We start from the raw sequence: 20,122 nt of genomic DNA on the forward strand, positions 1-20,122 counted from the left end.
ATGTTTTTTTGTGGTGATCCGGTGTCAGTCATGGTTGTCACGGTGACGCCATATGTCCATGCGCAACAATCAGGGCACACTATATCTGGGGTCTGGGGTGGTGACAAGCCACTACCGGTAGTGTATCTGCCTCGAGGCAGTGATTTGCTCAGCGCAAACCCGAGGGTGTATCTGCACCAGTGTTTTCATGGCGCTGCAGAGCCTTGAAATCCTGTGTTTTTGCGCCCTATCGCAAGTGTTGACGCGGTTCAGCAGCACATTTCATCGGGAATCGCGCGCCGGTTCTGAATGCGCACTATTCGGGTGCGTTCAAACAGGCTTCAAAATTTATTTCGAGATGTGCGAACTCAGATTTGTCCGGTGTCGCTTTGTGGCACCCCGGCAGGAAAATGCCATCCGGAAATTTCTGGCCAAAGCTTCAGTTCGGGCCATTGAAATCCTGGTCCCGGGTCGGTTTTACGACCCGGGGCAATGTGTTCATGTCCGGCTAGGTATTGAATCTGGTAGTTTTGTGCAATCGCCCCACACAAGCGGTGAAGGCTTTCATACTGAGGCGGAGTGAACCTGTCCTCCTCGGTTCCTTCCAGCTCAATACCGATGGAGTCATCGTTGCAGTTGTCGCGATCCCGGTAGTAGGACTTGCCCGCATGCCACGCGCGTTCGTTACAACTGACAAACTGCAAAACTACCCCGGATCTCCGTATGAAGAAGTGGCTCGAAACCTCCATGCCCCGTATGGTTTGGAAGTAAGGGTGAGCATCCCAGTCCAAAGTGTTGGTGAAAAGTTGCTGTACCTCGGGGCCGCCATACACACCCGGCGGTAGAGATATGGAGTGGATAACCACCAGGTCGACAACTGCGCTAGCGGGTCTGGGGCCGAAGTTGGGAGAGGGTATTTGCTGTGCTTCGGACCACCATCCGGCGTCCCAACCGGATGCATTAGGCAGTGCGGGGTCAGGGTGTCTTGTCACGGTCTTCCCCGGGTACATCGATGCGCAAGCGCTCCATGCGATAACGTATTTGGCGCAGGCTGATTCCCAAGCGCTGGGCCGCAGCAGTGCGGTTGAAACGTGTTTCTGTCAGTACGCGAACCAGAATGTCGCGCTCTTGGGCGTCCAGATGGCTTTGCAGGTCGTTGGGTATGGCCAGTGGTGCAGGCGCTGTTGCCAGTTCATTCATGACATCTGTTTGCGCCTGGATGTCTGCGATCGCTGAATTTGCTACGGCCGGTTCTTGTGTGGGCAAAAGTACTGCAGGTGTGGAGTCCGCGTAGGTGGCATCCATTTCCAGGGCGAAGCCATCCGATAGAGCCATGGCTCTGTGCAACAGGTTCTCCAGTTCCCTGACATTGCCTTTAAGTGGATGCAGCTTCAGTTGCTCCAGCATGGAGGCAGAAATCGCCGGTACAGGGCTACCGGTTTCAGCGCATATACGTTGGAGGATCGCCCTGCACAAAGCCTCCAGGTCGTCTTTGCGCTCGCGCAAAGGTGGAAGGTGGATATCGATGACATTCAGTCGGTAATAGAGGTCTTGACGGAACGTGTTGGCCGCGACTTCTGCCGCCAGGTCTTTGTGTGTGGCACTGACCAACCGCACATCGACAGCTTCCTCCGCATTGCTTCCCAAGGGGCGGATTTTTCTCTCTTGAATGGCACGCAGAAGTTTCGCTTGCATGGCTAGAGGGAGATCGCCGATTTCGTCCAGAAACAAAGTCCCCCCGTGCGCCGCTTGGAAGAAGCCGGTTCTGTCTTGCGTCGCACCGGTGTAGGCGCCCTTTTTGGCGCCAAAGAACTCCGCTTCCAACAAGGCTTCGGGGATCGCACTGCAGTTCACAGCAACCCACGGCCCTTGAGCCCGGTGGCTATTCGCGTGCAGAGCTCTGGCCGCTAACTCTTTACCCGTACCGGACTCGCCCCGAATCAGCACGGGAGCCATACTGCGTGCCACCTTGGCAATGCGTTCCTTGACCGCGAGCATGGCTACAGAGGAACCCGCCATCAACTCCAATGCGGATGCAGCGGTCGAGCTGGCTGCCACACTCGCGACTGCTTTAGCGCTTGTAGTCGCTGCGTCTAATCCACGGCTGTCGCTAAGCGCCGATGCGACTGCAGTCCGGAACTGCTTCAAATCGACTGGCTTTGTCAGGTAGTCAAAGGCGCCAGCTTTCAAGGACTCGACGGCATTTTCGGCTGATCCGTAGGCCGTAATCACCATGCAGCGCTCGCCCCGGAATTGAAGACGCAGGTTCTTCAGAATATCAATACCCATGCCGTCAGGTAGACGCATGTCAGTAATGACCAGGTCATAGGTCTGACGCGCCAAGGCTTCCAGCGCTTCCTGCACGGATGCGGCGGTGTCGACTTGATGGCCTTCCCGTAGAAGGGTCAGTTCATAGAGCGTGCGCAGATCCGGTTCGTCGTCAATCACCAGGATCTTTGAGGCGCTCAATACAGGGAGGCTTGCCATGGTGTGTTGTGGTCGCTTTCAGCGCTTATGGAAGATGTCAATCTTGTCAGGGTCAGCATGAATTCGTTGCCCTCATGCAGTTGGCTGTCACGTATCCGGGTATTGCGTTGGTAGGTCAGTGTCGCGCTGTGTCGCTCGCACAGCTCGCGGGAAATATACAAGCCGAGGCCGCTGGAGCGGCTCTCCGACGAGAAGAAGGGTTCAAAAAGATGCCGTTCCACTGTCTGGTCCATGCGTGCACCATCACTCCAGACGGACACCAATGCGACCTCATCGCCATAGGCCACTGTGATTTGAATGGCCTCCAAGTGGCGACTGGCATAGCGGTGCGCGTTGTCCAGCAAATTGACCATGACTTGCCGCAAATGATCATGGTCAAACCGGACAGAATGCACTGCTGGATCAATCTCAAATCCGATCATTCCGGCCTGACCATGTTGTTGGGCCCAGTCTCGCGCGATTTTGTACACCGCTTCACTCAGGCCGTGCAGGGCATCGCGCTCACTAAAGTTGGCGCCGCGTGCCCGGGCGACGTTCAGGATGTCATCCACGATTTTTTCAAGTCTTTTTGCGTTCTGCCCGACCATATTCGTCAAGCGAAGCTGCTTCGGGTCACTCAAATCCTCTGCGAGTAATGCGTTGGCCTGCGCAATCGCCGCCAAAGGATTGCGGATTTCATGGGCTACCGCGGTGGACATGCGACCCATACTGGCCAATTTTTCGGTGCGTAATCGGGCCTCCGCTTGGCGTTGGTCTTGCAGGAACAAGACGCACAGGCTGTCTTCCCCGATACCTTGGGGCGCTGCCAGCCGGGTTCGGGCCAGAACCTTTAATGGCGCGCTTCCTTCATGCTGCAGTGAGACTTCCGCTTCTTGCTGTTGGCCACTGCCCAGGCTGAGCCTGCTTAAATGCAGGAGAGGCCTCCACGCGGGGTCAGCCTTGAGATCGAACACTGCTGCGCGCAGGCGGTCCTCATCGCCCAGCAACGCGCGTGCTGCGGGGTTGGCTGCACGTACGATGCCGCCCTGGTCCACGATCATCACGCCCTCCGGCAGGGCTTCGATCACCAGTTCATTCACCTCCCGCTGAATGGTGGCCGCCAACTGGCTTTGCCGTGCCCGCTTGCCTTCATTGGCCAGTCGTGTTGCCAATTGGTTCGCCAGAAAGGCAATCGCGAAATAACCTACGCCACTGAGTCCGGCTTGGACGAACGAGGCCGGATTGTCTTGATCGCTGCGAATCTGGGTCCAGACTGCACCACCCAAAAGCAACATGGTCACGCCGGCAGCGGTCCCCAATGCCAAACGCAGGGACCCCAAAACTGAAGCCAGCAGCACCGGTAAGGCAAACAAAGGGGTGTAGTTGAGACTGTTCCCGTGAAGCCATTGCAATGCCGAGAACGCCAGCACGTCAATGCCAATTAGCACGCCCCAAGAGCGCGTAAACGCCGCGCCCAAGGGGCGGGGGCGCAAATGAAGTCGGGTAGCTAGCGTGCCCAAAAAATAGGCAATGCACACTGCCAGCAAGGTTTTGCTATGGGCCGGGCCGGTCGCATAAAGCGTGATTTGAAGTAGTACCAGCACTACGCCCAAGACCAGGCGTGCGGTCATGAATGCCTGCCACAGCCGTTTGAAGTCCCCCTGGTCTTCTGCGGGCCCGGGAACGGCTTCCAGCGCCGATGCACCGAACCAAGAGTGCTCCCCTTGCTCCTGCTGCATCAGTGTTCAGCCAACGAGCGGTGTCCGTCGGTGCAGTAGCGCCCGCGCGTGCCCGCAACCATATCGGAGAACGGCATATGCAGTCCGCAGTGCGTGCAGGCATGCATCTCCACCGTCTTAGAAACAGGCTCTGCCTGCTCTTGCGTCTGCGGGCTGTCAGGCACACGGAGCTTGCTGCGGATCCTCCACAACACCGCTAAAACAATCAGAAGTAACAAGAGGTACTTCACGTGGACCGTCCCAGTAGAACTTCCAGCACGAAGCGCGAGCCGATATAGCCCAAAAGCAGCAGCACGGAGCCTGTGTAAAGCACAGCCACGGCGCGTTTGCCGCGCCAGCCGAAGCGTGCCCGGCCCAATAGCAAGATGGCGAATGTGACCCACGACAGAACAGAAAACACCGTCTTGTGATCCCAATGCCAAGCATGGCCTTGGCCGTACACCACATCGCCGAACACATAACCCATGACCAAGGTGGCTGTCAGCAAAACAAAGCCTGCACCCACAAACCGGTAGGTGAGCCGCTCCAGTGTCAATAAGGGCAAGCCGCTGTGTGGATCAGCCGCTTGGCGGATGCGTGCCTCTGCACGCCCCATGAGCCATGCATGCACGACTGCGGTGCCAAATAGTCCATAGCTTGCAACACCGAAGGCCAAATGTGTGGGCAACCATATGGACGCGCTACTGGATAGCGTCGATCCCGGAAAGATGCAGGCCAACACGACCGCCACCGCACCTACTGCAGACAAGGCCCACCGCGTCTGCAGTTGTGGGTAAATTTGGCTCTCAATGGCATACACCGCGGCCACCACCCATGCGGTCATCGACAGAGCCGGTGCAAAACCGAATTTCGTAGGGGGTAGCAACAGTCCCCAAGCCAGCACCGCCCCGTGCAGAAACCATGCCAGTGCGACCCATCCTCGTGCTGCGGCGGATGACAGGTGGGTAGCCCGCAAGGCAGGCCACGCATACGCGCAGGCCGCCAAAACCGACAACGCTAAGCTGGTGGAAGACGCACTGGCTAAAATCATGTGCACAGTTTAGCGTTTTGCTCCCTGCCGGCACTGTCCGGCTCACACCGCAGGTTGCGCCTGCCGGAATACTTCAATATGGCCTCCGCTCTTACCGACAAACTATCCCGCCTCGTTAAAGACCTGCGAGGCCAGGGGCGTATCACCGAGTCCAACGTCACCGACATGCTGCGCGAAGTGCGCATGGCGCTGCTGGAGGCCGACGTGGCCCTCCCGGTGGTGCGCGACTTTATTGCCCGGGTGAAAGAAAAAGCGCTGGGCCAGGAAGTACTGGGCTCCCTGCAGCCCGGCCAGGTGCTGGTGAGCATCGTTAACCGCGAGCTGGCTGCCACCATGGGTGAAGGCGTGAGCGACATCAACCTCGCGGCCCAACCACCCGCCGTCATCCTGATGTCGGGCTTGCAGGGTGCGGGTAAAACCACCACCACCGGCAAGCTGGCCAAGCACCTGATTGAAAAGCGCAAAAAGAAAGTACTGACCGTGTCCGGCGACGTGTACCGTCCCGCGGCGATCGAACAGCTCAAAACCGTGACCGCCCAAGCCGGTGCGGAGTGGTTCCCCTCCACCCCGGACCAGAATCCGGTAGACATCGGCCGTGCCGCGCTGGACTACGCCAAAAAGCACTTCTTTGATGTGCTGCTGGTCGACACCGCAGGTCGCCTGGCGATTGACGAAGCCTTGATGCTGGAAATCAAAAACTTGCATGCAGCGTTGAACCCGGTTGAAACCCTGTTTGTGGTGGACGCCATGCAAGGTCAGGACGCGGTCAACACCGCCAAGGCCTTCAAGGAAGCGCTGCCACTGACCGGCATCATCCTCACCAAGACCGATGGTGATTCGCGTGGCGGTGCCGCACTCTCAGTGCGCCAGATCACCGGCGCACCCATCAAGTTCGCCGGTACCAGCGAAAAACTCGATGGTCTGGAGGTGTTCGACGCCGAGCGCCATGCGGGCCGCATTCTGGGCATGGGCGACATCGTGGCGCTGGTGGAGCAAGTCACTGCCGGGGTGGACATCGAGGCTGCCAAGAAGTTGGCTGAAAAGGTCAAGAGCGGTGGCGGCTTCGACCTGAACGACTTTTTGGCCCAGATCCAACAGATGAAGCAAATGGGGGGCCTCTCCAGCCTGATGGACAAGCTGCCTGCGGCCATGGCGGCCAAGGCCGGTCAGGTGGACATGGACAAGGCGGAGAAAGACATCAAGCGCAAGGAAGGCATCATCCACAGCATGACGCCGCTGGAGCGCCGCAAGCCCGAACTCATCAAAGCAACGCGCAAGCGCCGTATCGCCGCCGGTGCGGGTGTGCACGTGCAGGAAGTCAACCGCATGCTCAAGGAGTTTGAGCAAATGCAAGAGATGATGAAGAAGATGAAGGGCGGCGGCATGATGAAGATGATGAAGCGGCTGGGAGGCATGAAAGGCATGCCCAAAATGCCCTTCTGATGTCTGAGCAAACACCGCAACAAATCCTCAAAGGCATAGGCCTAGCCGTCTTGGCCATGGCCTGTTTTGCCACCCTGGACACCACCACCAAATGGGTGTCGCTCAGCGCGCCGCTCATGGTGGCCATGTTCTTCCGTTATGCATTTCAGGCGGTTGCCACCACCGCCATTGAGCTGCCACGCCAAGGGCGCGCTTTGCTCCAAACCGAGCATTTGGGTTTGCACCTGCTGCGCGGCGGTTTGTTGCTGGCCACTAGCATGTTTGCATTCCTGAGTCTCAAACACATGCCGGTGGGCGAGTTCACCGCCATCGTGCTGCTGACCCCGCTCATCGTGACGCTGCTGGCCGCCCGCATGCTGCATGAAAAGGTGTCGCGCCTGCGCCTGTTGCTGGTGGCCGGCGGGTTTGCTGGCACTTTGGCCATCGTGCGGCCCAAGGGTGCAGACTTCAATTGGGCGCTGCTTTTTCCGGTGTGCGTGGTGCTGGCCAATGCGGGCTTTCAGCTGCTCACCAGCCGCATGGCCCGGACAGAAGACCCGATGACCATGCAGTTCTACACCGGCTGGACCGGAGCGCTGGTGGCGGCTGTGGCATTGCCATTTGCCTGGGAGCCGATCTCCTCGTCAGCCGTATGGGGTGGGCTACTGTTGATGGGTTTTTTGGGCAGCCTAGGACACTTCATTTTCATCCAGGCCTTCAAGCGCGCACCGGCTTCGATCCTTATGCCCTATATGTACGCCCAGATTGCCTTTGCCATGCTGGGGGGCTGGTTGATGTTCTCACACGTCCCTGACCACTGGACGCTGGCCGGTATGGGATTGATCGCTGTCTGTGGTGCGGCAGGGGCGTGGCTCACGGCTCATGAGAGCCGCGCTGCGGCAGAAGCGCTGGAGCACTAAAAGGCTCCACGGCGCGGACGGTCAATTTTGGTCCAAATATGTTGGGGCATGAATACAGGGGTGCCTTGCATGATTAGGTCCCTTGGCCTTCTTTGCGGACCTAATGCGGATTATTCCTTCGCGTCCTTAGCGGTTTTGTTGCCCGGTTAGCTGGATATGATCTTGCTGCTGAGCCGGGTAAACCTGCCGAACAGGTTCCAGAAACAGACAGTAAAAATGAGGGAGAAGATGATGGATGAGTTGGTATATCCGCGAGAACGTGTGCTTGGGAAGATCACCTTGGTGCTTGGCATCGTTGCTTGGCTGCTTATTCTTGTGGGCACGTTTGGCTTGGCCTTGATTTATGTGCTTTTGGGGTTTATTGCTTATGTATTTGCACAGTCTGCGTGGGTGGCTGCAGTACGCGGCACTGCCGTGCAAATCACTGAAGAGCAATTTCCGGATCTACATGCTAGATTCAAAGATTGCTGCGAAAAGCTGCATATAGATGCAGTGCCTGAGGCTTACTTGTTGAATGGGAACGGTATTTTCAATGCCTTCGCCACTCGGTTCTTCGGACGCAATTTCGTAATTCTTTATTCCGATGTTGTAGATACTTTTGAAGTTGAGCCAGACAGCATCAACTTCTATATCGGACATGAGCTAGGGCACATAAGGCTAAAGCATCTGACGGGTCAACTTTGGCGTCTGCCTATGATGTGGCTTCCTTTACTGGGCGCTGCCTATTCACGCGCTAAAGAGTACTCGTGCGACCTCCATGGTCGAGCCTGTTGTGAAAGCGCTGAGACAGCTGCCAGGGCGTTGATTGTCTTGGGTGCAGGTCCTATTCGGGTCAAGACGACCGATATCAATGCGTACACGCAGCAGGTCGTCAATGCTGCTGGGTTTTGGTCTTCATTTCATGAAATCGTCAATGGGTATCCATGGCTGACGAAGCGTGTCTGGCGCATAAAGACACCGGATCGGACATTGCCTAAACGCAATCCGTTTGCTTACTTCTTGGGGCTCTTCGTCCCGTATGGCGGGGCAGCTGGTGGTGGTTCGGGATTTCTCATTTTGGTGGCCATTCTTGGGGTCATGGCCGCAGTGGCTCTACCGGCATATCAGGAATACACGAACAAAGCAGTCGTGAGTCAGGCTTGGATTCAGTCTGCTCCAACGCGAAATCAGTTGGCAGCCTTTTATGGGCAACACCAGAAAGTTCCTACCTTTCGCGAAGCGGGCCTGGAAGAAACCTTGCCAGATGGAAGGCGCATGGGTATCAATTCCGAAAGCATGATCGTCGACGTGCCGACAAAAGCAGGGACCCTTTTGTTGGTTCCCAAAGTCGCACCAGATGAAGCAAACGGCATTGCATGGACTTGTGAGGCTGGTGAAGGGATGAAACCCGCGGCACTCCCCTTATCCTGCTCGAACTAACCAGTTCATTGGTTCGGCGGATGAAAAGCCCCCCTGGTTTCTATCAATTCGTTAGGTCACAAAAGTTGCAACCAATGGCCGGCCTAGGTTGTTTAGCTGCCAGCGAGATATAGAGGGCGATTAAAGCTGAGGGTCGCAGCGGCTTTAAAAGTGCTACGAGCTATTTCCCCAACGAGGGTTTTCGAAGCAAGTTTTCAACTTACAATTTTCTCGCGGTTTATCAAAAGCCGTTTTCAACTCAACGTTCAATATTGCAGGGAGAAAGCATGAAGAAGTTTGTTATTGCCGGTTTGTTGCTGGCTGCATCTGGTCTCACTTTGGCTGCTGGCGCACAGGGCTCCGGTCCAAGCCCATACACCGAGTGCGGTATCGGTGCATCAATTTTCAAGGATACGGATTGGGCTGCTGCTACTTCAAACGTGACATGGGATCTGGGTACCACCGCTTTGTCTTCCGCATCTTATTCTCCTGAGATGTGCTCCCCCAAGAAGGTCAAAGCAGCTATGTTGATTCGCGACAACTATGCCCAGATTTCTGAAGAAATCGCTCGCGGTCAAGGCGATCATTTGAGCGCTGCACTTGAAGTGTTTGGCTGCAGTGCAGTAGCTCAGCCCGTAGCGGCCACCCAAGTGCGCGGTGAGTTTGGGCGCATGGTATCGACCTCTTCTTACGGCGGTCAGAGCCAAATCCAGAAGGCTGGCCAAATGTATCAAGTCATCCAGTCAGCTGCCCAAGGCCGTTGCGGCGCTTGATGCCTTTGCGATCTCTTGAAATAGCCCCTTCGGGGGCTTTTTTTCGTCTGCAGATGCCGGCTTTGTTGCTGGTGTTTTTGGTTTTGCTGGGGTGTCCTCTGGCCTCCCGATCGGCATTGGAGGTCCCTAGTGCGACTTCTGGCTATGTGGAGTTATCCCGCGACGCAACGTGGTTGCGCTTGCTGCATTACCAAGGGGGAGGCATCGGCAACACCCGGAGTGCGATTCATAGCCCCGAGTTTTTCTTGGATCCCCAAGGTAGCACAGACGCGGCGGCAGAGTTGTCCGCGACAGTTCGTGCATTGCATCAGCCTGTCGTCGTGGGGGGGGGAGGATGATCACGCTGCATGTCGCTTTCCGGCTCGCAGGCAGTGGCTGGAGACGCGAATATCCGGGCTGCGGAATGAGCTCCAAAGCGTTCTCAAGGATTTGAGCTGCCCGGCCTTCCTTGAATGGGGCGATCCTCGGGACATTGATTCCATCAGCCTGATGTTTGCCAATGGCTATTTGGGCAATCCGGCTTCCTATTACGGCCACTTATTCTTGAAGTTCAACTCCAAGAAGAGCGGGCAGTCGTATCTGCTCGACAAGACTGAAAATTTCGGGGCACTTGATGTGAGAGGTGACAACCCGGTCCAGTACATCGTGAAAGCGCTGGTCGGTGGTTACGACGGCGGATTTAGCCAAATCGATTTTTTCTATCACGACGCGACTTATACGGAGAATGAGTTTCGTGACTTGTGGGAGTACCGTCTCGATCTAGCGCCAGAGGAGGTGCGCTTCCTCTCCGCCCACGCCTGGGAGATCCATCGCAAGCGTTACACCTATTTTTTCTTTCATGACAACTGCGCATTCCGGGTCGCGGAAGTGCTGGAGCTTTTGAAGGATGTGAAGGCCGTGCCGACGGCCGCGCCATGGGTTATTCCGCAAGAGGTGGTCAAGGTGGTTGCGAATCAGTCCAGGGACGGCAAGCCCTTCGTAAAGGAGCGAAGACTCCATCCCTCCCGGCAGTCACGTCTGTATCAAGGTTTCAATGCCCTCAATGGCGAGCAGCAGGCGCTCGTGCAATCGATCGCCGTGCAGAGAATCACCCTAAGTGACCCTTCAGTCAAGTTGTACCCTGAAGCCGATCAAGCCAAGATGGCGGACACTTTGCTCGACTACTATCAGTTCACCAGTGGTAGCACGGATGCGGGAAGTGAAAAAAAATTGCCGGAGGCCTATTTCTCGGTGTTGAAGGCCCGCTTTGACTTGCCGCCTGCAGCCACAGCCCCCAAGGGGGCTGTAGCGGATGCAAGGGATGCGCCTGATGTGGGGCGTTCTCCCGGATGGGTGCAAATCGGGTTGGGGAGTCAAGAAGGGGCTGGTCCGGTTCAGACCCTACGCATTCGCCCTGCCTATTACGATGATTTGGATAGCGATGCGGCTCAGGCTCCGTGGAGTGGTTTGAGCATGGGGGATCTCACTCTGGAACGGCAGAGCGACAAGGTGCAGGTGAAGAAACTGGACTTCGTGGCCATCAACAGCAACAGACCTTCCATGACCCGCATGCCTGGTGACGGGGGTACGGGGTGGACAGCCCGATTCGGCCTTGAGAAACAAAGCCTCGCTTGCACAGATTGCCTAGTCTTTCGCCTTCAGGGCGACTATCGCAAGGTCATGTCGTTGCCGATGCCCAATTCCATTCTGGCACTTGGCTTGGGCGGCGGCGTGCAGTCCAACCGAAACAACGAAGGTATGGCACTTACGTCTGTATTGCTGAAACTTTCCAAGCGGTTTCAGAACGGGAGTCATGTCAATTTGAGCCAAGAAACCAAGGTGTCGCTTGACCGTTCCGAGAGCACTCGCCATATCAGCACTTTGGAATGGCGGACCCCTATTTCTCGCGCATTGGATTGGCGACTTTTGTGGGAGAGTGACGGCGTGGCGCGAACCACCTTCGGTTTTGGTACCTATTGGTAAGCAGGCGTAGGAGTATGGTGACTAGTTGCTTGATGGGCTGCTGGCGCATACGGAATTTGCGCGAACAGCTCCTAAATCAATAGCAAATCAAAGCATCCGTCCGATCTTCACAAACCGGTCGTGCCACGACAGCGCCTCGCTCAGGATGTGCGGAGTGTGGCGGCCCGGGGCAGTCTGCAGGGCACGGTCAAAGTAGTCGCGCAGGGCAGGACGGAAGTCGGGGTGGGCGCAGTGCTCGATGACGAGTTGTGCGCGCTGGGTGGGCGACTTGCCGCGCAGGTCGGCCAGGCCTTGCTCGGTGACGATGATTTCCACATCGTGCTCGGTGTGGTCGGTGTGCGAAACCATGGGCACGATGCAGGAGATGGCGCCGTCTTTGGCGGTGGAGGGAGTCATGAAGAAAGACAGGTAAGCATTACGCGCAAAGTCGCCCGATCCGCCTATGCCGTTCATGATGCTGCTGCCCATGATGTGGGTAGAGTTCACGTTGCCGTAGATGTCGGCCTCGATCATTGCGTTCATGGCAATCAGCCCTAGGCGGCGAATCACCTCGGGGTGGTTGCTCATCTCCTGCGGGCGCAGCACGATGCGCTCGCGGTAAAAGTCGATGTTGGCATTGAACTCGTCCAGCGCCGCCGGGCTGAAGGACAGCGCCGTGGCCGAGGCCATGGTCAGCTTGCCGGACTTGATCATCTCCAGCATGCCGTCTTGCAGCACCTCGGTATAGGCGCTCAGGTTGTTGAACGGGCCCTTGTTTAGGCCGATGAGCACCGCGTTGGCAATATTGCCCACGCCACTCTGCAGCGGCAGCAGGTCCGCAGGCAGGCGGCCGGCGCTTACCTCTTGCTGCAGGAACTGGATGATGTGTCCGGCTATACGTTCGGAGGTTTCATCCGGTGGAGAAAAAGGCGAGTTGCGGTCGTGTTCGCTGGTTTCCACCACGGCAATCACCTTGGCCGAGTCGCAGTGCAGGTAGCAGTCGCCAATGCGGTCGCCGGGCGCCACCAGCGGGATGGGCTGGCGGTGCGGCGGAATGCGGGTGCCGTAGTAAATGTCGTGCATGCCCTCCAGCCCGGTGTGCTGATGGCTGTTGACTTCCAGAATGATGTGGTCGGCCAAGTCCAGCCAGGTCTTGTTGTTCCCCACCGAGGACGAGGGGATCAGTCTCCCGTCGGTCAAGATACCAGCCACTTCCACCACCGCCACTTTGAGTGGCCCGAGAAACCGGAACCACGCCAGCTGCGCCACATGCGAGAGGTGAATGTCGGTGTACTGCATCTGCCCTGCGTTGATCTGCTTGCGTACCGTGGGGTCAGACTGGTAGGGCAGCCGCATGGAGATCCCGTGGGCTTGGGCCAGTGCGCCGTCCAGCTCGGGCGCGGTGGAGGCGCCCGTCCACAAACCGATTTGGAAGTTCTCGCCCGCTGCGTGCAATGCTTCTATGCGTTTTGCCAGCGCCTGCGGTACCGCCTTCGGGTGGCCCGAGCCGGTAAAGCCGCTCATGCCCACATTCGCCCCGGCCGGGATGAGCGCGGCGGCGGCCTCGGCTGACATGATCTTGGCCTGAAAGGCTGGATGTTGAATGCGGCTGGCCGATGGCATGTCAAAGAACTCCGAAGCAGTGAGATTAAAAGCGCCGCTGCAAGCTGCTTATGGCGCGATTTATCTTACGTGCAGGCCTCGGGTTTTCCCTTGCGATTTTCTTGACTTAGGGCAAGCCAAAAGCAAAAAGGGCTCCCGAAGGAGCCCTTGTCCAAAACCGAGTCTGATTAAGACCTGCCTTGCGCTCTGCGACGACGGGCTACTACGCCCATCAAGCCCAAACCGGCCAGCAACATGGCGTAAGTTTCTGGTTCGGGCACGGCGGGGATCACATTTCCGTTGCGCACGCTAAAGTTGTATTGGCCGGCTACATTGGAATTCAGCTGGTGGCTAATCAGGGCGTTTGATCCGGAGTTGAGTAGGGCGCCATTCACTGCGGAGCCGGCCAGCTCGAACGAGTTAGTGGTGCCGTTGGACCAGCCGGCGCGTGCAGACGCACCACCGAAACCGTTGACGCCATTGCTTGCACTGCCGGTCTCCCAGCTTACGTTGTCGTAGTTGAACTGGAAGTCGAAGTTGCCAGCGCCAGTGTCGGAGCGGTCGGTCACGATCAGCTGAAAGCTGTTGGTTTTATCTGCTTGGCTGCTGAAGTAGCCCACATTGAGCCAGTTGACGCCAAAGGTCTGGCGGCCATTGACCGTGGCTTGTCCGTATTGCGTGAGGCCGCTAATGGCATTACGGGTGTCCACGTCGGCAAAGAACGGAGCCAGCATGGGTGTGCTGGTGCTGAGCAGGCTGAAGGGCGTGAACGTGGAGAGCGCCGAGTTAAAGGTCACGTTGCCGTTGTTGTTGACATACAGCTGGCTGAAATTCGATCCGTAGAAATTGATGTTGAACCCGATATCAACTCGGCCAGTTGATAGATCGTCATTTGCAGCAAGGGTATTGGCGGTGTACAGATTGTCGTCATGAACGGCGCCTGCCATGGCTGACGATGCTGCAAAGGTGATGGCCAGTAAGGTACCGGCGGCGATGTTTTTGAACATACTTGTGCTCCCTGTTGATGGAGACTGAAGTATCGGTAGCAGCATCGCCAATGGGTGGGCACCGGTGTGGTGCGTTTGGACTAGCTTTCGAACAATATTTGCAACAAATTGTTTCGGAATGGGGCTTTTTTGGGGAGCCTCGGGCAGTCGGCGTCTAATGATCAGGCCGCAAACTCGGTGGTCAGCACCTCACCGCGCAAGGTGTAGCTGCGCGTCTCGGTGATCGTCACATCCACCAGCTGGCCCACCAGGCGCGGGTTGCCGGCAAAGTTGACCACGCGGTTGCACTCGGTGCGGCCCATCAGTTCGCCGTTGTCGCGCTTGCTGCTGCCTTCCACCAGAATGCGTTGCACCGTGCCCAGTCGCTGATTGCTGATGGTGGCAATGTTGGCGTTGATGGCGGCTTGCAGCTCTTGCAGGCGGGCCAGCTTCACTTCGTGTGGGGTGTCATCGTGCAGGTTTGCCGCCGGCGTGCCGGGGCGGGGGCTGAAGATGAAGCTGAACGAGTTGTCAAAGCCGATGTCATGGATCAGCTTCATCATCTTGGCGTGGTCTTCGTCCGTCTCGCCGGGGAAACCGACGATGAAGTCCGAGCTGATGCTCATGTCCGGCCGGATGGCGCGCAGCTTGCGGATGGTGCTTTTGTATTCCATGGCGGTGTAGCCGCGCTTCATGGCCATCAAAATCTTGTCGCTGCCGTGCTGCACCGGCAGGTGCAAGTGACTCACCAGCTTGGGCAGTTTTTCGTACGCCGCAATGAGGCTGGGTGTGAACTCGTTGGGGTGGCTGGTGGTGTAGCGGATGCGCTCGATGCCCGGGATGTCGCTCACGTACTCCAGCAAGGTCGCAAAGTCGGCCATCTCGCCCGAGTCCCCCATTTCGTTGCGCCAAGCATTCACGTTCTGGCCCAGCAGGTTGACTTCTTTCACGCCCTGGTCGGCGAGACCGGCAATCTCCACCAGCACGTCTTCAAACGGCCGGTTAATTTCGGTACCGCGGGTGTAGGGCACCACGCAGTAGCTGCAATACTTGGAGCAGCCTTCCATGATGCTCACGAACGCACTGGCACCGTCCACCTTGGCAGGCGGCAGGTGGTCAAACTTTTCGATCTCGGGGAAGCTGATGTCCACCTGCGGCTTGTCCAGCGCCTTGCGGGCGTTGAGCATTTCGGGCAGGCGGTGCAGGGTTTGGGGGCCAAACACCACGTCCACATAAGGCGCGCGCTTGATGATTTCGGCACCTTCCTGGCTGGCCACGCAGCCGCCCACCCCGATTTGCACGCCTTTGGCCTTGAGGTGCTTGATGCGCCCCAAGTCGCTGAACACCTTCTCTTGTGCCTTCTCGCGCACCGAGCAGGTATTGAACAGAATCAGGTCGGCCTGTTCCACATCGTCTGTGGGCTCGTAGCCCTGCGCTGCGCCGAGCACGTCAGCCATCTTGTCCGAGTCGTACTCGTTCATTTGGCAGCCGAAGGTTTTGATAAAGACTTTTTTGGACATGATGGGTTTGTTTCAATGCTATGAATTCAGGAGCTGCTCGCGCAAACGCAGCGGGCGCTAGGGTGCCAAGTGACTATTAAAGTGAATGCTGGGGGCGACCCGGGGTCGCACCTGCTTACTTGGAGTAAGAAGGCTTGGCCGGGATGAGCTGGGCTTCCAGCTCGGTCAGTACCCAAACGTCGTGCAGCATCCCGTTGGGTTCGCGGGTGTACATCACAGGCAAGGTTTGCCCGATCAAGGTAGCCGACAGGGCCAGCATGCCGTTTGCCCCGCGTATCCGAGCGCCGGGGGACAGGCGGTCGGCTTTGGTGTCCAGCAGCACCTCGGGCGGCGCTTGGACAATCAGCGTGCCGCGCAGCGCGTTAGAGGGAAAGGTGCGTACTGCCACCACGGAGCCATCCGTAGTGGTGAGGTTCTTGCTGGTAGGGCCGGTTTGTGCGATGACACCTGTGGCCGCAAGGCCCAGTGAGCAAAGCAAAAGAATGCAGCGGTTCATGGTGTGTATCCAGAGGCTGTGAATGAAGTAATGCATTTTAGCGGCTGAGCCCCAAACCGGGCCGGCCAAGAAAAAACCCGCAGCACTTTCGCACTGCGGGTTTTCTTGTTTGGTGGTCGTAGGTGGACTTGAACCACCGACATCAGCATTATGAATGCTGCGCTCTAACCAACTGAGCTATACGACCGAAGACCGGCATTATAGACCAGAATTTATTGGTGCGTAAAGTTCGCCGCGCGTTTGTTCACGAAGGCGTCCATGCCTTCCTTCTGGTCTGCGGTGGCAAACAAGGCGTGGAACATGCGGCGCTCAAAAGCAATGCCGTCTGCCAATGTGCCTTCAAACGAACGATTCACGGCTTCCTTGGCCGCCATGGTGGCCACCTGAGAGAAAGCGCAAATCTGCAGCGCAGCACCCAGAGCTTCATCCTGCAGCTTGTCCAGCGGCACTACGCGGCTCACCAAGCCTGCGCGCTCGGCTTCAGCGGCGTCCATCATGCGGCCTGTCAAGGCCAGGTCCATGGCCTTGGACTTGCCCACAGCACGGGGAAGGCGTTGCGTGCCGCCCGCGCCGGGGATGATGCCCAGCTTGATCTCGGGCTGGCCGAATTTGGCGTTGTCCGCTGCAATGATGAAGTCGCACATCATGGCCAGTTCGCAGCCACCGCCCAGCGCAAAGCCGCTCACAGCGGCGATGACCGGCTTGCGGATGGTGCGTATGGTTTCCCAGTTGCGGGTGATGAAGTCGCCCTTGTAGGCATCTGCAAAGCTGAACTTGGCCATGGCCGTGATGTCGGCGCCGGCGGCAAAGGCTTTCTCACTGCCGGTGATCACCATGCAGCCGATGGCGGGGTCCGCGTCAAAGGCCTTGAGCGCCGCGCCCAATTCATCCATCAGTTGATCATTCAGCGCGTTGAGTTGCTTGGGGCGGTTGAGCGTGATGATGGCGACCTTGTCGCCTTCGATACGGGTGGTGATGCATTCGTAGCTCATGATGGAAGTCTCCGGATTTTTGATGTTTTGAACTATAGCGAAGAGGGTTTGCACATGACTGACGCCGGCACGACTCCTACCAACTCCTTTGAATCTACCGTCACCTACGCCGAACAGGGCGCAGTGGCTTTGCTGACCTTGAATCGCCCGGCAAGCCTGAACAGCTTCACCCGCCAAATGCATGCCGATTTGTTGAAGGCGCTGGACTGCGCAGAATCGGATTCCGCCATCCGTGCCGTGGTCATTACCGGTGCAGGCCGTGGTTTTTGTGCGGGCGCGGATTTGACGGAATTCGATTTCGAGCCCGGCCCCAATCTCGTGGAGCGCGCCGATCCCGGCCCCGTGATCGACCAGGCCTTCAACCCCACCACCCGGCGTATTCAAGCTTTGCGCATGCCGGTGATTGCGGCCGTCAATGGCGTGGCTGCAGGGGCAGGGGCTTCACTGGCATTGGCTTGTGATGTGGCGATTGCTGCGCCGGGTGCCAAGTTCATTCAGGCATTCAGCAAGATAGGGCTGGTGCCTGACGCCGGCAGCAGCTGGTTCATGCCCCAGCGCCTGGGCATGGCCCGGGCGCTTGCCTTGGCTATGACCGGTGATGCACTACCTGCGGCGCAGGCCAAAGACTGGGGGCTGATCTGGGAAGTGGCCGACGACTGCGTCACCGCCGCCATGGACATAGCTCAGCGCTTGGCCGCGATGCCGACATCCGCGCTGGTGGCCACCCGCCATCTACTGCGCGACGGGCTTAACCGTAGCCTGAACCAACAGCTGGACGCGGAGCGGGATACCCAAAGTGCCATGGGCCGCACCCATGACTATTTGGAGGGCGTGATGGCATTCCGTGAGAAACGCGCCGCGCGGTTTACCGGCCAATAGCTGCAGGGTTGGTGAAAAGCCGGATCAGCCGGCGCTCTCCAGCCATTTATTGGTTGCGGCCGCATCGCGCACCGACAGGCGCACGGCTTGAGAGGCTGCAGGCAGGGTGAGTTGCAGGTTCATCAGCCGCTTGTCACGCGATACGAGTGCTGTGACTTTCTTGGCCTTGCCGGTGTAAAGCGTCAGGTCATCCAAGGATTGCATGCGCCAGGGCTCGCCTTCAGTTTGCACGGCCAGCCATTCGTCGCCCGCCGCAAAGCCGGCCTTCTCAGCCGCACCGCCGCGGAGCACTTGCTGGATGAACAGGCCGCCGGACTCCTTGACGCGCAGCCCCAGCTGCTGGGCCACTTGATCCGGTTCGCGGTTCACCTGCACACCGTGCTGCTCCAGCAATTCGGCCACCGGCAGTTCCTTGGTGCTGTGCACCCAGCGCTCCAAGTCTTTGGCAAACGAGCGGCCACCCAGCTCTTGAAGCACGGTCAGCAGGTCGACTTCGGTCATGGGGCCGCCGGCGCCACGTCTCCACAGACCGCGCATCACTGCATCCAGCGTGGTTTTTCCCTCAGCGCGCAAGGTCAGGTCCAAGCACAGGCCGACCAGGGAACCCTTGGTGTAGTAGCTCACTGTAGCGTTGGCTGTGTTCTCGTCCTGCCGGTAGTACTTCACCCAGGCGTCAAAGCTGCTTTGGGCCACGCTCTGCACCAGTCGGCCGGGCGTCTGGTCCACTTGGTTGATGGTCTTGCTCAGCAGTTTGAGGTAGGCCGCGTTGTCGATGCGCTTGGCCCGGCGCAGCAGCAGGTCGTCGTAATAGCTGGTGAAACCCTCAAAGAACCACAGCAGCTCGGTGTAGTTTTCGCGGGTGTAGTCATAGGTGGTCAGTTCTGCGGGGCGCAAGCGCTTCACGTTCCAGGTGTGGAAGTACTCGTGGCTGATCAGCCCCAGCAGCGTGGTGTAGCCCTCGGGCTGCTTGTGTGTGGTGGGCGCCAGCGTGCTGCGGGGCAGGCGCGGCAGGTCCTTACGGTTGCAGATGAGCGCCGTGGAGTTTTTGTGCTCCAGCCCGCCGTAGCCGTCGTACACAGCCGCCAGCATGAAGACGTAGTTTTTGAATGGAATCGGGCTCTGGCGCGCATCCTTCGTGCGCGATGCGCTCTCTTTTTGATAGCTTTCAAGCTCGCTGCCATGCCAGAAACGCATCTCGGCCTCGCAGATGGCGCGAGTGTCGGCCAGCAGTTGCTCGCCATCGAAGCTGGGCGGGGCACCCGCCACCACAAAGCGGTGCGGCACTCCGAATACCTCGAAGCTGCCGCTCCAGAACGGGCCCATTTCCACCGGGCAGTCCACCAGCGTGTCGTAGTCGGCAGCGCGGTAGAGGCCGAAGCCGGCTTTGTCGATGCGCACCGCCTCCAGTCCGGTAGCCAGCTGCCAGCCTTGGGCGCCTGCAACAGGCAGCATTTCCAAAGTGTGCGGCAGTGCTGCTGCTTCGGGCACCTGCAGGCACAGGCTGGTGCCATTAAAAAAGCCGCGCTGCGCGTCCAGCCAAGCGGTGCGCACTGAGGAGTCGAAGGCGTAGACCTCGTAGCTCACTTCCAGCGGCAGCTCCGGGCGGCAGTTGGCTTGCCAGGTCGCCTTGTCCAGTTGCTCGACCGCGATCCGCTTGCCATTCTGACGGCATTCCAGCTTTTGCAGGTGCTTGGCAAATTCGCGCAGCAGGTAGCTGCCCGGTATCCAAGCCGGCAGCCGCAGCACCTGCTGACTGGCCGGCGACGCCACCGTCATGGTGACCCGGTAGAGGTGGGCATGCAGATCTGCCACTTCCACCCGGTAATGCACTGCAGCCTGAGGGACAGGGGTCTTTGCCACAGATTTGGTGGTCTGGGGGGGCTTGGAAGAGGTTTTCATGCCAAAACACCGGTTTGCGCCCGCCGTATATGCGCGAGCAGCTATGAATTCAGGAGCGTTTGTTCAGGAGCGTTTGTTCA

18 protein-coding genes and 1 tRNA gene are annotated in these 20,122 nt (G+C 58.2%); 7 read left to right on the forward strand and 12 right to left on the reverse strand.

Annotated elements, in window-relative coordinates; genetic code table 11:
• Positions 1 to 347: 347 nt before the first annotated feature.
• The 5 genes from ampD to AEP_RS16110 are packed head-to-tail and all read right to left on the reverse strand — an operon-like array spanning position 348 to position 5,214.
• A complete protein-coding gene (ampD, locus tag AEP_RS16090) occupies positions 348 to 989 on the reverse strand; it encodes a 1,6-anhydro-N-acetylmuramyl-L-alanine amidase AmpD (protein ID WP_087496326.1) in 642 nt (213 codons plus the stop codon).
• The gene (locus AEP_RS16095; protein WP_087496327.1) at positions 955 to 2,466 is read right to left on the reverse strand and encodes a sigma-54-dependent transcriptional regulator; all 1,512 of its coding nucleotides are present in this window, start codon (positions 2,464 to 2,466) and stop codon (positions 955 to 957) included. The genes ampD and AEP_RS16095 overlap by 35 nt, the downstream gene beginning before the upstream one ends.
• Positions 2,445 to 4,184 carry a two-component system sensor histidine kinase NtrB gene (locus AEP_RS16100; protein WP_087496328.1) on the reverse strand — a complete coding sequence of 580 codons (1,740 nt, stop codon included), beginning with the start codon at positions 4,182 to 4,184 and terminating at the stop codon, positions 2,445 to 2,447. Before AEP_RS16100 ends, AEP_RS16095 begins: the two co-directional genes overlap by 22 nt.
• Entirely contained in the window at positions 4,184 to 4,414 is a 231-nt protein-coding gene (locus AEP_RS21245) for a PP0621 family protein (RefSeq protein WP_087496329.1), read from the reverse strand. The genes AEP_RS16100 and AEP_RS21245 overlap by 1 nt, the downstream gene beginning before the upstream one ends.
• A complete protein-coding gene (locus AEP_RS16110; protein ID WP_087496330.1) occupies positions 4,411 to 5,214 on the reverse strand; it encodes a cytochrome C assembly family protein in 804 nt (267 codons plus the stop codon). The genes AEP_RS21245 and AEP_RS16110 overlap by 4 nt, the downstream gene beginning before the upstream one ends.
• 78 nt (positions 5,215 to 5,292) lie before the next feature.
• Here AEP_RS16110 and ffh point away from each other — a divergent pair, with 78 nt between their 5' ends.
• The 6 genes from ffh (at position 5,293) to AEP_RS16135 (ending at position 11,689) form a co-directional block, all read left to right on the forward strand.
• Positions 5,293 to 6,657 (forward strand): signal recognition particle protein, encoded by a 1,365-nt coding sequence (gene ffh, locus AEP_RS16115; RefSeq protein WP_087496331.1) that lies wholly within the window; start codon positions 5,293 to 5,295, stop codon positions 6,655 to 6,657.
• On the forward strand, positions 6,657 to 7,556 hold the full coding sequence (locus AEP_RS16120) for a DMT family transporter (protein ID WP_087496332.1): 900 nt from the start codon (positions 6,657 to 6,659) through the stop codon (positions 7,554 to 7,556). Before ffh ends, AEP_RS16120 begins: the two co-directional genes overlap by 1 nt.
• A 156-nt stretch (positions 7,557 to 7,712) precedes the next feature.
• Positions 7,713 to 8,975, forward strand: coding sequence for a M48 family metalloprotease (locus AEP_RS16125; protein WP_232459848.1), 1,263 nt, complete (start codon positions 7,713 to 7,715; stop codon positions 8,973 to 8,975).
• Between the two features lie 266 nt (positions 8,976 to 9,241).
• Positions 9,242 to 9,727 carry a DUF3015 family protein gene (locus AEP_RS16130; RefSeq protein ID WP_087496333.1) on the forward strand — a complete coding sequence of 162 codons (486 nt, stop codon included), beginning with the start codon at positions 9,242 to 9,244 and terminating at the stop codon, positions 9,725 to 9,727.
• 53 nt (positions 9,728 to 9,780) lie between these two features.
• Entirely contained in the window at positions 9,781 to 10,065 is a 285-nt protein-coding gene (locus AEP_RS21405) for a DUF7843 domain-containing protein (RefSeq protein WP_442873370.1), read from the forward strand.
• Positions 10,066 to 10,156: 91 nt separating this feature from the next.
• Positions 10,157 to 11,689 (forward strand): Lnb N-terminal periplasmic domain-containing protein, encoded by a 1,533-nt coding sequence (locus AEP_RS16135; protein ID WP_157673196.1) that lies wholly within the window; start codon positions 10,157 to 10,159, stop codon positions 11,687 to 11,689.
• An 87-nt stretch (positions 11,690 to 11,776) separates the two neighbouring features.
• On the opposite strand, the gene AEP_RS16140 is transcribed toward AEP_RS16135, so the two are convergent.
• The 6 genes from AEP_RS16140 to AEP_RS16165 all read right to left on the reverse strand — a co-directional run bounded on the left by AEP_RS16140 (position 11,777) and on the right by AEP_RS16165 (position 17,264).
• Positions 11,777 to 13,291, reverse strand: a complete 1,515-nt coding sequence (locus tag AEP_RS16140; protein ID WP_087496335.1) for an acetyl-CoA hydrolase/transferase family protein — start codon at positions 13,289 to 13,291, stop codon at positions 11,777 to 11,779.
• A gap of 167 nt (positions 13,292 to 13,458) precedes the next feature.
• Positions 13,459 to 14,277: a nidogen-like domain-containing protein gene (locus AEP_RS16145; RefSeq protein ID WP_087496336.1), complete on the reverse strand. Its 819-nt coding sequence runs from the start codon at positions 14,275 to 14,277 to the stop codon at positions 13,459 to 13,461.
• A gap of 161 nt (positions 14,278 to 14,438) precedes the next feature.
• Positions 14,439 to 15,776: a tRNA (N6-isopentenyl adenosine(37)-C2)-methylthiotransferase MiaB gene (miaB, locus tag AEP_RS16150; RefSeq protein ID WP_087496337.1), complete on the reverse strand. Its 1,338-nt coding sequence runs from the start codon at positions 15,774 to 15,776 to the stop codon at positions 14,439 to 14,441.
• 115 nt (positions 15,777 to 15,891) lie between these two features.
• Entirely contained in the window at positions 15,892 to 16,272 is a 381-nt protein-coding gene (locus AEP_RS16155) for a hypothetical protein (protein WP_232459849.1), read from the reverse strand.
• A 110-nt stretch (positions 16,273 to 16,382) separates the two neighbouring features.
• Positions 16,383 to 16,459 (reverse strand) — tRNA-Met (locus AEP_RS16160).
• A gap of 25 nt (positions 16,460 to 16,484) precedes the next feature.
• Positions 16,485 to 17,264, reverse strand: a complete 780-nt coding sequence (locus AEP_RS16165) for an enoyl-CoA hydratase (protein WP_087497383.1) — start codon at positions 17,262 to 17,264, stop codon at positions 16,485 to 16,487.
• A gap of 54 nt (positions 17,265 to 17,318) precedes the next feature.
• On the opposite strand from AEP_RS16165, the gene AEP_RS16170 reads away from it, so the two are divergent.
• Entirely contained in the window at positions 17,319 to 18,143 is an 825-nt protein-coding gene (locus AEP_RS16170; RefSeq protein ID WP_087496338.1) for an enoyl-CoA hydratase-related protein, read from the forward strand.
• A 24-nt stretch (positions 18,144 to 18,167) separates the two neighbouring features.
• Here the strand turns inward: AEP_RS16170 and AEP_RS16175 are convergent, their stop codons facing one another.
• Positions 18,168 to 20,042, reverse strand: coding sequence for a M61 family metallopeptidase (locus AEP_RS16175; RefSeq protein WP_087496339.1), 1,875 nt, complete (start codon positions 20,040 to 20,042; stop codon positions 18,168 to 18,170).
• Positions 20,043 to 20,122: the final 80 nt, after the last annotated feature.

This window comes from Curvibacter sp. AEP1-3 (genome assembly GCF_002163715.1).
Lineage (GTDB): Bacteria > Pseudomonadota > Gammaproteobacteria > Burkholderiales > Burkholderiaceae_C > Allorhodoferax.

Excerpts from the sequence above, each read along its gene's own strand:
- AEP_RS16130 (WP_087496333.1), top strand. The coding sequence starts at position 9,242 with ATGAAGAAGTTTGTTATTGCCGGTTTGTTGCTGGCTGCATCTGGTCTC.
- AEP_RS21405 (WP_442873370.1), top strand. The coding sequence starts at position 9,781 with ATGCCGGCTTTGTTGCTGGTGTTTTTGGTTTTGCTGGGGTGTCCTCTG.
- ffh (WP_087496331.1), top strand. The coding sequence starts at position 5,293 with ATGGCCTCCGCTCTTACCGACAAACTATCCCGCCTCGTTAAAGACCTG.
- AEP_RS16170 (WP_087496338.1), top strand. The coding sequence starts at position 17,319 with ATGACTGACGCCGGCACGACTCCTACCAACTCCTTTGAATCTACCGTC.
- AEP_RS16175 (WP_087496339.1), bottom strand. The coding sequence starts at position 20,042 with ATGAAAACCTCTTCCAAGCCCCCCCAGACCACCAAATCTGTGGCAAAG.
- AEP_RS16165 (WP_087497383.1), bottom strand. The coding sequence starts at position 17,264 with ATGAGCTACGAATGCATCACCACCCGTATCGAAGGCGACAAGGTCGCC.
- AEP_RS16120 (WP_087496332.1), top strand. The coding sequence starts at position 6,657 with ATGTCTGAGCAAACACCGCAACAAATCCTCAAAGGCATAGGCCTAGCC.
- miaB (WP_087496337.1), bottom strand. The coding sequence starts at position 15,776 with ATGTCCAAAAAAGTCTTTATCAAAACCTTCGGCTGCCAAATGAACGAG.
- AEP_RS16100 (WP_087496328.1), bottom strand. The coding sequence starts at position 4,184 with ATGCAGCAGGAGCAAGGGGAGCACTCTTGGTTCGGTGCATCGGCGCTG.
- AEP_RS16140 (WP_087496335.1), bottom strand. The coding sequence starts at position 13,291 with ATGCCATCGGCCAGCCGCATTCAACATCCAGCCTTTCAGGCCAAGATC.
- AEP_RS16145 (WP_087496336.1), bottom strand. The coding sequence starts at position 14,277 with ATGTTCAAAAACATCGCCGCCGGTACCTTACTGGCCATCACCTTTGCA.
- AEP_RS16155 (WP_232459849.1), bottom strand. The coding sequence starts at position 16,272 with ATGAACCGCTGCATTCTTTTGCTTTGCTCACTGGGCCTTGCGGCCACA.
- AEP_RS16125 (WP_232459848.1), top strand. The coding sequence starts at position 7,713 with ATGATCTTGCTGCTGAGCCGGGTAAACCTGCCGAACAGGTTCCAGAAA.
- AEP_RS16095 (WP_087496327.1), bottom strand. The coding sequence starts at position 2,466 with ATGGCAAGCCTCCCTGTATTGAGCGCCTCAAAGATCCTGGTGATTGAC.
- AEP_RS16110 (WP_087496330.1), bottom strand. The coding sequence starts at position 5,214 with ATGATTTTAGCCAGTGCGTCTTCCACCAGCTTAGCGTTGTCGGTTTTG.
- ampD (WP_087496326.1), bottom strand. The coding sequence starts at position 989 with ATGTACCCGGGGAAGACCGTGACAAGACACCCTGACCCCGCACTGCCT.